The following is a 7,077-nucleotide window of genomic DNA, read 5'->3' as shown; positions in this document are numbered from 1 at the left end:
TCCGATCCCCGTCAGATCCGATCAGATCCCAGAGAGCGAGACCGACAGACATGGACGAGAACACCCGCTACCAGGTGCTGCGCAACGACGAGGAGCAGTACTCGCTGTGGCCCGTCGGCGTCGAGGTGCCGGCCGGCTGGCAGCCCGTCGGCAAGGAGGGCACGGAGGCGGAGTGCTCCGCCTACGTCGACGAGGTCTGGACCGACATGCGCCCGCGCAGCCTGCGGGAGCGCATGGAGAACGCCGAGGCCTGACGCGCCCCGCGCCGCAGTGGAGGAAGGCCGGGGTGCGGCCCGCGACCGCACCCCGGCCTCCGCCCCGTCGCCCCACCCGTACGCCGGCCCGTCGCCCCACCGTCCTGTCGGCCCACCTGCCCGCCGCCCCACCGGCACGGTGCTCCACCGATCCACCTGCTCGCCCGCCCGTTCCGAGGAGCCGTCATGACACCGGTCCTGCACACCGAACGACTCACGTTCCGGCCCTACCGCCCCGAGGACGAGGACGTCTTCGTGACCCTGCTGCGCGACGAGGAGGTCTGCCGCTGGATGGGCCAGGAACGCGTGCCCGAGGCCGACATCCGCACGCTGTTCCGCGCCATCCTCACCGACGTCTACCCCCGGCGCAGGTTCGACGTGTGGGGGCTGTGGCGCGAGGAGGTCTACGTCGGCCACGCGGAGGTGAAGAGGACCGGCAACGTCGACGGCCACGAACTGATCACCGCCCTCGCCCCCGCGTACTGGGGCGAGGGCCTGGGCACCGAAGCGGTCCGCGGCCTGCTCCGCCACGCCGCCGACGACCTGGGCCTGAAGGAGGCCTACGGCATGGTCGGCGCCGGCAACACCGCCAGCCTGGCACTCTGCCGCCGGCTCGGCTTCCGCCACGTGCGCGACGTGACCGGCGACGACGGCACCGTGACCAGGATGATGGTGATCTCCACGACGGACCCGGCCTGACCCCGGGAGCGGCTCCGGCGACGTCACGGCGCCCTCCCCGGCCGTGGCCGGACCGGGGAGGCGTCCGGGGGCCGGCCGCGTGACCGGCCGGCCCCCGTCCACCCGGTCACGTGACCGGCCGGCCCCGTGGAGCGGCAGTGGAGGCCGGGCGTCCGGTCAGTCCGCGTCCGTGGCCACGACTCCCGCACCGGGTGGTGCCCCGACACGTCGGAGCCGCGCACCGGCCACGCCTTGTACGGGACGCGCCAGCCGGTGGACGGGTGGGTGAACGGACCCTCGACCTCATATAGCGTTGATAATGCCCGTTCAGGCTCCCTGGGTAATTCCATGTATCATCGCTATATGGCGAAGGAGGCTTCAGCGACCCGGCGAACCCGCGCGCTGATCATCGACGCAGCTGCCGATCTCCTGGCGGCATCGGCCGGCGGAGAGTTCTCGACCCGCGAAGTGTGCGACGCGGCCGGCGTCGCGGCGCCGACCCTGTACCACCACTTCGGCGACAAGGACGGACTGCTGCGGGAGGTGGCGGCGGACAGGTTCAGCCGCTACCTGGCCCGCAAGCAGGCCCTGGAGACGACCGGGGATCCGGTCGAGGACTTTCTTCGCGGCTGGGACATGCACGTGGAGTTCGGGGTGACCAACCCCGCGCTCTACACCATCATGTACGGCCGCCCGATGGACGGCCGTACGGTCCCGGCGGATCACGCCCACGCCGTTCTCGTGACGATGATGCGCGACCTGGAGAGAGCCGGACGACTGCGCATGCCGGCCGGGACGGCCGCGGACGTGGTGGCATCGGCCGCGGTGGGGGTCACCCTGCATCTGATCCGGACCCGCGCGGCGGCCGACGACCCCCTGTCGGCCCTCGTGCGTGACGCCGTCACCGCGGCCGTCATCGGCCCGCCGGCCGTCCCCGGAGCGCCTCCGGTGACGCGGCGGCTTGCGCAAGCCGCCGCGCAACTGGAAGCGGAGATGCCCCACGGCCCCGTCGGCACGCTACGTGCCTCGGAGACCGCCCTGCTGCGCGAATGGCTGCTCCAACTGTCCGTGCCCGGCCGCGCGGCAGGTGGCGACCCGTCCTGAGGGAGCTCTCCGGAGCGACCGGCCGCACCACCGGCCAGTCCCCTCGACCCGCAGGTTCGACATGTTCGACTTGAAGGAGGAGCACGTGAGCACCGTCCCTCAGGAACAGACCCCCGGCGAAGAGGAGATCCAGGGCATCCTGGACGGCATCGCGCAGGGCTTCGGCCGCCCCATGCGCTCGCCGATCCTCAAGACCCCGGGCGACTACGGCCTGGCCTACCAGGAGGTGTCCTTTCCCTCCATGGACGGTGTGCCGCTGGAAGCCTGGTACATCCCCCGCGACGGATCGGACAAGCTGATCATCGCCAACCATCCCCTGTGGTTCAACCGCTACGGCCTCCCCGCCCACCTGGAGCCCTGGAAGTCGATCGGGGCGAGCACCGGCAACGACTTCGAGGTCGACTTCGTGCCCGACTACCGCATCCTGCACGAGGCCGGCTACCACGTCCTCACCTACGACATGCGCAACCTCGGCCACAGCGGAACCGGCAACGGCGGCATCGGCAGCGGTGGCCGCTTCGAAGCCCGCGACGTCGTCGGCTCCCTGCAGTACGTACGCGCCCGCGACGACCTCAAGGACATGACCATCGGCCTGTTCAGCCGCTGCCAGGGCGCGAACGCGACCATGTTCGCCCTGCAGATGTACCCCGAGCACTTCGACGGCGTGCGCTGCGTCGTTTCCCCGCAGCCACTGTCGGTCGGCGTCACCATGCAGCGCGCTCTGGAGAGGCTGGGGCTGCCCGAGCGCGTCGCCGAGCTGGAGGAGAAGGTCCGCCTGATCGTCAGCTTCCCCTTCTCCGAGATGTCGCCGGTCGAGGCCGCCAGGAGCGTCACCGTCCCCACCTTCCTCTACCAGGTCCACGACGACCTGATGACGCGCCCCGACGACGTCCAGGCGATGTTCGACAACATCCCGATCGAGGACAAGAAACTCGTCTGGATCCACGGAACCACCGCCCGCTGGGACGGCTACCTGCACTTCCAGCGCGAGCCCGAGGAAATGCTGGACTGGTTCGCCACCCACATGAAGTAACCCCGGCCCGCGACGGCCGCACCACGGAGGGGGCGGGGGTGAAGCCGTGCGCGCCAGGCTTCGACCGGTGTCGTCAGCACCGTCCGGACGGTCTTGCCGCTGGGCGGGTAGGGGACGCAGTCCCCGTGGTCGGCGAGGGCGGTGACGAGGGCCAGGCCGCGTCCGCCGGTGGGGAGCGGGTCGGGCGCGGTGTCCGTGGGGCGGGGGTGCGGGCGGAGGACGTGAGGCGATCGGCGAGCGCGACGACGAGGTCGCGGAGTTCATCGGGGCGCTCGATGACGAACGGCCGGTCGAGTGAGGCGAGTACCGGCGGCAACCAGTCGAGCCGCTCCGCCCGCAGCTCGACGCGCCGCCAGTGCCCGGCCGCCGGGTCCTGGCCGGCCGCGGGCTCGTGCTCCTCCAGGCTCGCGACGCCGGCGGGCAGGTGCGCGCGGATCTGCTCGACCGTCCCGTGGATCCGCAAGGTCACCTCATGCCGGTACTCGGCCGTGGCGAATCCCGACAGCACGCGCTGTGCCGGGCCGGGACCCGCGGGCGCTTCGAACGAGCCGGCCAGGGTCCGCGCGTCCGCGATGCGGTCGAGCCGGAAGGTCCGGTCCTCGCCGATCCGGGCGTCCTTGCCCGTGACATACCACCGGCCCGCGTGGGCGACGATCCCGTAGGCGTGGAATGTGCGTTCGCTGCGCCGTCCGTCGCGGTCGGTGTAGCGGATCGAGACCGGTCGGCGGTGGCGCACCGCGTCGGCGAGGGTGAGCAGGAGCCCGGCGTCCGGGTGGTCCAACTCGCCGGGCTGATCGGTGAAGGCGAGAGCTTCCAGGAGCGTGTCGAGCCGGCGGGCGATGTGCCTGGGCAGCACCCGCCGGATCTTCGCCGACGCCGTCTCGTTCGCCGTGCGCTCCGTCGTCGTCAGCCCTGCCCGGCGGCCGGCGACCAGGCCGAGCAGCACGGCCAGCGCCTCGTCGTCGCTGAGCATGAGCGGAGGCAGGCGGTACCCGGGAGCGAGCCGGTACCCGCCGTAGCGGCCGCGCACCGATTCCACGGGCACGTCCAGGTCGATCAGCTGGTCCACGTACCGCCGCACGGTGCGCCCTTCGACGCCGAGCCGGTCGGCGAGTTCGGCCACCGTCCGGGTGCCGCCCGACTGCAGCAGCTCCAGGAGGGTCAGCACGCGGCCGGTGGGTCGAGACATATGCGCAGCCTAACGCGCATACAGGACCGATTCTGTCCACTATTTCTCCTAGCCTGCGACGTGCACGCTTCCAGCACAGCCAAGGGGAATTCCATGGACTTCGTCTCGATCCGCATCATCACCGGCGACGTGGCGCGTCTCGTCGAGTTCTACGAGCGGGCCACAGGGGCGCGGGCGACGTGGGCCACCGAGGACTTCGCCGAACTCAGGACCGCGGGCGCCACCCTCGCGATCGCCGGCACCCGCACGGTCCCGCTGTTCGCCCCGGGCTCCGCCCGCCCGGCGGACAACCACAGCGTGATCACAGAGTTCCTCGTCGACGACGTGGACCGCGTTCACCGGAACCTGACCGGCTTCGTCACCGACTTCGTCAACGGGCCCACCACGATGCCCTGGGGCAACCGGTCGCTGCTGTTCCGCGACCCTGACGGCAACCTCGTCAACTTCTTCACCCCCGTCACCCCGGCGGCCGTCGAGAAGTTCGCACGCTGACGCCACGCACAGCCGCTCACGGGGGAGCCCCGAGATCCCAGGGCTCCCCCGAGCACCCGCACACCGACCTGCGCGCGGTCCACCCGCGCATCGACCTCCTGATCAACAACGCAGGGGTGATGCACACCCCGCGGCAGACCACCGCCGACGGCTTCGACCTGCAGTTCGACACCGACCACCTCGGCCACTTCGCCCTGTCCGGCCTGCTGCTGCCCGTCCCCGGCTCCCGCGTCGTGGCGGCCAGCAGCACCGGTCACCGCATCCGGGCCGCCATCCACTTCGACGACCTCCAGTGGGAGCGTTCCTACGGCCGCGTCGCCGCCTACGGCCAGGCCAGACTCGCCAATCTGATGTTCACGTACGAACTGCAGCGCCGGCTCGCGGCGCACGGCACCACGATCGCGGTGGCCGCCCATCCCGGCGTCTCCAACACCGAGCTCGCCCGCAACATGCCCGCCCCGCTCCGCGCACCCGTCACCTTGCTCGCGCCGCTGCTCACCCAGAAGCCCGAGATGGGCACCTGCCCACGCTGCGTGCCGCCACCGATCCCGCGGTCGTCGGCGGGCAGTACTACGGCCCCGGCAACCGGAGCGAGACCCGGGGCTGCCCGAAGCTGGTCACTTCCGGCCCCGAGTCCCATGACCAGGCCGTTCAGCAGTGCCTGTGGACCGTCTCCGAGGAGCTCACCGGGGTGACGTTCCCCGTGCGGTGAAGCGATGGCCCCACGGCGGAGGGATTCCTGGGGCCGCAACCGGACGCGAACCGGTGTGCACCGCTTTGCGGGCGGTTCCCTGACTGCTCGGCCGGCGGGCGGCGTGCTTCCGGAACGGGGATTCCCAAGGGGCTGGGGAACAGGGCCGTGGACCGAACGGGCCGCACCCCGGAGTGGAGTGCGGCCGGGTGCGCGCCCTTGGTGTCAGTCGGCCGAGGACCCGGGGTCCGTCGGTCCTTGGCCGGGGACCGCGGTGTGCTCCGGGCTCTGGGCGGGGGCGGGGACGCGCTTCGTGGAGGAGGGGGCGGCGAAGATCTCGTCGAGGGTGGTGGCGTCGATGGCGCGGTCGAACCAGAGATCCAGGAGCGGCACGTCCGTGCAGGTGGTGACGCGCTGTCGGGTCTCATCCGTCAGAGGGAAGCCGCGGCGCTCCATCAGGCGCAGCAGTCGCTCGGCCTTTTCTTTCACGCGTCCTTCCTCGCGGCCTTCTTCCCGTCCTGCGAGGCGGGCGTCGCCCACGATGGTGCCTCGCCTGGGGGTGAAGCGGGTTTCCATCAGGTTCCTCCAGATTTTCCGGGCGTGTTCGCTGCCCAAGCCGTCCTCGACCAGCCCCGCCAGGTCGTCCCGCGCTTCGCGGTCGGCCGGAGGCGGGGAGGGCGGGGCGAGAGCGAGTGCCGGGTCTGCTCTACGCGCACGGGCAGGGGAGTTCGGGGGCCGCGCGGTTGGGGGAGCACGTGACCACGGCGAGGGAGAGGTACGCGGGGCGTTCGAGGTAGCAGCCGTACGAGACGTCGGCGCCCGCGCGCAGGTGTTCGGCGGCGGCGTCCACCAGGCGGGCCAGGCGTACGGTGTCCCGGTCGGCCTCCGCCGCGAACCGCGGGGCGTACTCGGCCAGTCGCTCGCCGAGCCAGGCCGCCGCCTCCTTCGCCTCGCCCCACGTGCCCCGGACCAGGGAGCGGGGCTTGACGAGCCAGTACGCCGTCTCCAGGGGCGGGAGGTCCGACGTGCGGAACTCCGCGGCGACCTGGCGGTAGCGCTCGATCAGTTCCGGCCTGCTCCCGGCCGGGGGCGGGTCGGGGTGCGGGGGCCGCCGCAGCGCCTCGTCGTCGAAGCGTTCCTTCGGGCCGGTCCAGAGGTAGGCGTGGTGGTGCACGTGCTGCTCCCGCTTCGAGGAGTGCCGGCCGGACGCGGGAGGGCCCGGTCCGGCCGGCGGTGGGGAAGGGAGGGGGAGGGGAGGGTCAGGCGCCGAGGCCGAAGCGCGCCGGGTCGATGCCGGCCGCGTCGAGCTCCTCGGTGGTGAACCGCAGCGGCTGCGCGTCCGGCCGCTTGCTGTCCCCGAGGGCCCAGGCGTCCTCGCCGATCCGGGCCAGGGTCACGCACCCCTCGGTGCAGGGGCCGCCGCACGCCTTGGTGAACGAGGCCCCGCTGATGTCGAGTGCGTAGAGGTGGGTTCCGTTCTGCATGACTGCACCTTCCGGTTCGTCCGATGCGGCCGGGTCCGGCCGCCGCCGCCCGTGGTGGGCGGGAGTGCACGGGAGGGGAGACGGCCGCCCGGGTGTTTCCGCAGGTGAGCGGTGGACGGGGGGCGGTTTCTCCTGGCTCTCCGTGACCTCAG

At 72.1% G+C, this 7,077-nt stretch carries 9 protein-coding genes and 1 pseudogene; 6 read left to right on the top strand and 4 right to left on the bottom strand.

The genetic code is table 11. The features are described 5' to 3' along the window. Positions 1 to 50: 50 nt before the first annotated feature. The 4 genes from ACH4F6_RS03570 (at position 51) to ACH4F6_RS03555 (ending at position 3,069) form a co-directional block, all read left to right on the top strand. A complete protein-coding gene (locus tag ACH4F6_RS03570) occupies positions 51 to 254 on the top strand; it encodes an MbtH family protein (protein ID WP_397958175.1) in 204 nt (67 codons plus the stop codon). Between the two features lie 186 nt (positions 255 to 440). Beyond that, a complete protein-coding gene (locus ACH4F6_RS03565) occupies positions 441 to 953 on the top strand; it encodes a GNAT family N-acetyltransferase (protein WP_397958174.1) in 513 nt (170 codons plus the stop codon). A 342-nt stretch (positions 954 to 1,295) separates the two neighbouring features. After that, entirely contained in the window at positions 1,296 to 2,036 is a 741-nt protein-coding gene (locus tag ACH4F6_RS03560) for a TetR/AcrR family transcriptional regulator (protein WP_397958173.1), read from the top strand. 85 nt (positions 2,037 to 2,121) lie between these two features. Further along, complete coding sequence (locus tag ACH4F6_RS03555) at positions 2,122 to 3,069, top strand: alpha/beta hydrolase family protein (protein WP_397958172.1); 948 nt, start codon at positions 2,122 to 2,124, stop codon at positions 3,067 to 3,069. A 73-nt stretch (positions 3,070 to 3,142) separates the two neighbouring features. Here the strand turns inward: ACH4F6_RS03555 and ACH4F6_RS03550 are convergent, their stop codons facing one another. Beyond that, positions 3,143 to 4,258, bottom strand: a complete 1,116-nt coding sequence (locus tag ACH4F6_RS03550; RefSeq protein WP_397958171.1) for a helix-turn-helix transcriptional regulator — start codon at positions 4,256 to 4,258, stop codon at positions 3,143 to 3,145. A gap of 93 nt (positions 4,259 to 4,351) precedes the next feature. Between ACH4F6_RS03550 and ACH4F6_RS03545 the strand changes: the two genes are divergently transcribed. Together ACH4F6_RS03545 and ACH4F6_RS03540 are read left to right on the top strand one after the other, a co-directional pair. Beyond that, positions 4,352 to 4,750, top strand: a complete 399-nt coding sequence (locus ACH4F6_RS03545; RefSeq protein ID WP_397958170.1) for a VOC family protein — start codon at positions 4,352 to 4,354, stop codon at positions 4,748 to 4,750. A gap of 65 nt (positions 4,751 to 4,815) precedes the next feature. Beyond that, positions 4,816 to 5,462 (top strand): annotated as a pseudogene (locus ACH4F6_RS03540) (oxidoreductase); the annotation flags it as partial. A gap of 204 nt (positions 5,463 to 5,666) precedes the next feature. Here ACH4F6_RS03540 and ACH4F6_RS03535 read toward each other — a convergent pair. The 3 genes from ACH4F6_RS03535 to ACH4F6_RS03525 all read right to left on the bottom strand — a co-directional run bounded on the left by ACH4F6_RS03535 (position 5,667) and on the right by ACH4F6_RS03525 (position 6,925). After that, on the bottom strand, positions 5,667 to 5,930 hold the full coding sequence (locus ACH4F6_RS03535) for a hypothetical protein (protein WP_397958169.1): 264 nt from the start codon (positions 5,928 to 5,930) through the stop codon (positions 5,667 to 5,669). Between the two features lie 217 nt (positions 5,931 to 6,147). Continuing rightward, positions 6,148 to 6,615: a hypothetical protein gene (locus tag ACH4F6_RS03530; protein ID WP_397958168.1), complete on the bottom strand. Its 468-nt coding sequence runs from the start codon at positions 6,613 to 6,615 to the stop codon at positions 6,148 to 6,150. Between the two features lie 85 nt (positions 6,616 to 6,700). Next, positions 6,701 to 6,925, bottom strand: coding sequence for a DUF397 domain-containing protein (locus ACH4F6_RS03525; protein ID WP_397958167.1), 225 nt, complete (start codon positions 6,923 to 6,925; stop codon positions 6,701 to 6,703). Positions 6,926 to 7,077 lie beyond the last annotated feature (152 nt).

Source organism: Streptomyces sp. NPDC017936 (assembly GCF_044328485.1).
Taxonomy (GTDB): domain Bacteria; phylum Actinomycetota; class Actinomycetes; order Streptomycetales; family Streptomycetaceae; genus Streptomyces.
Note: the sequence above shows the minus strand (reverse complement) of the source record. Positions and strands in the feature narration are given on the sequence as shown.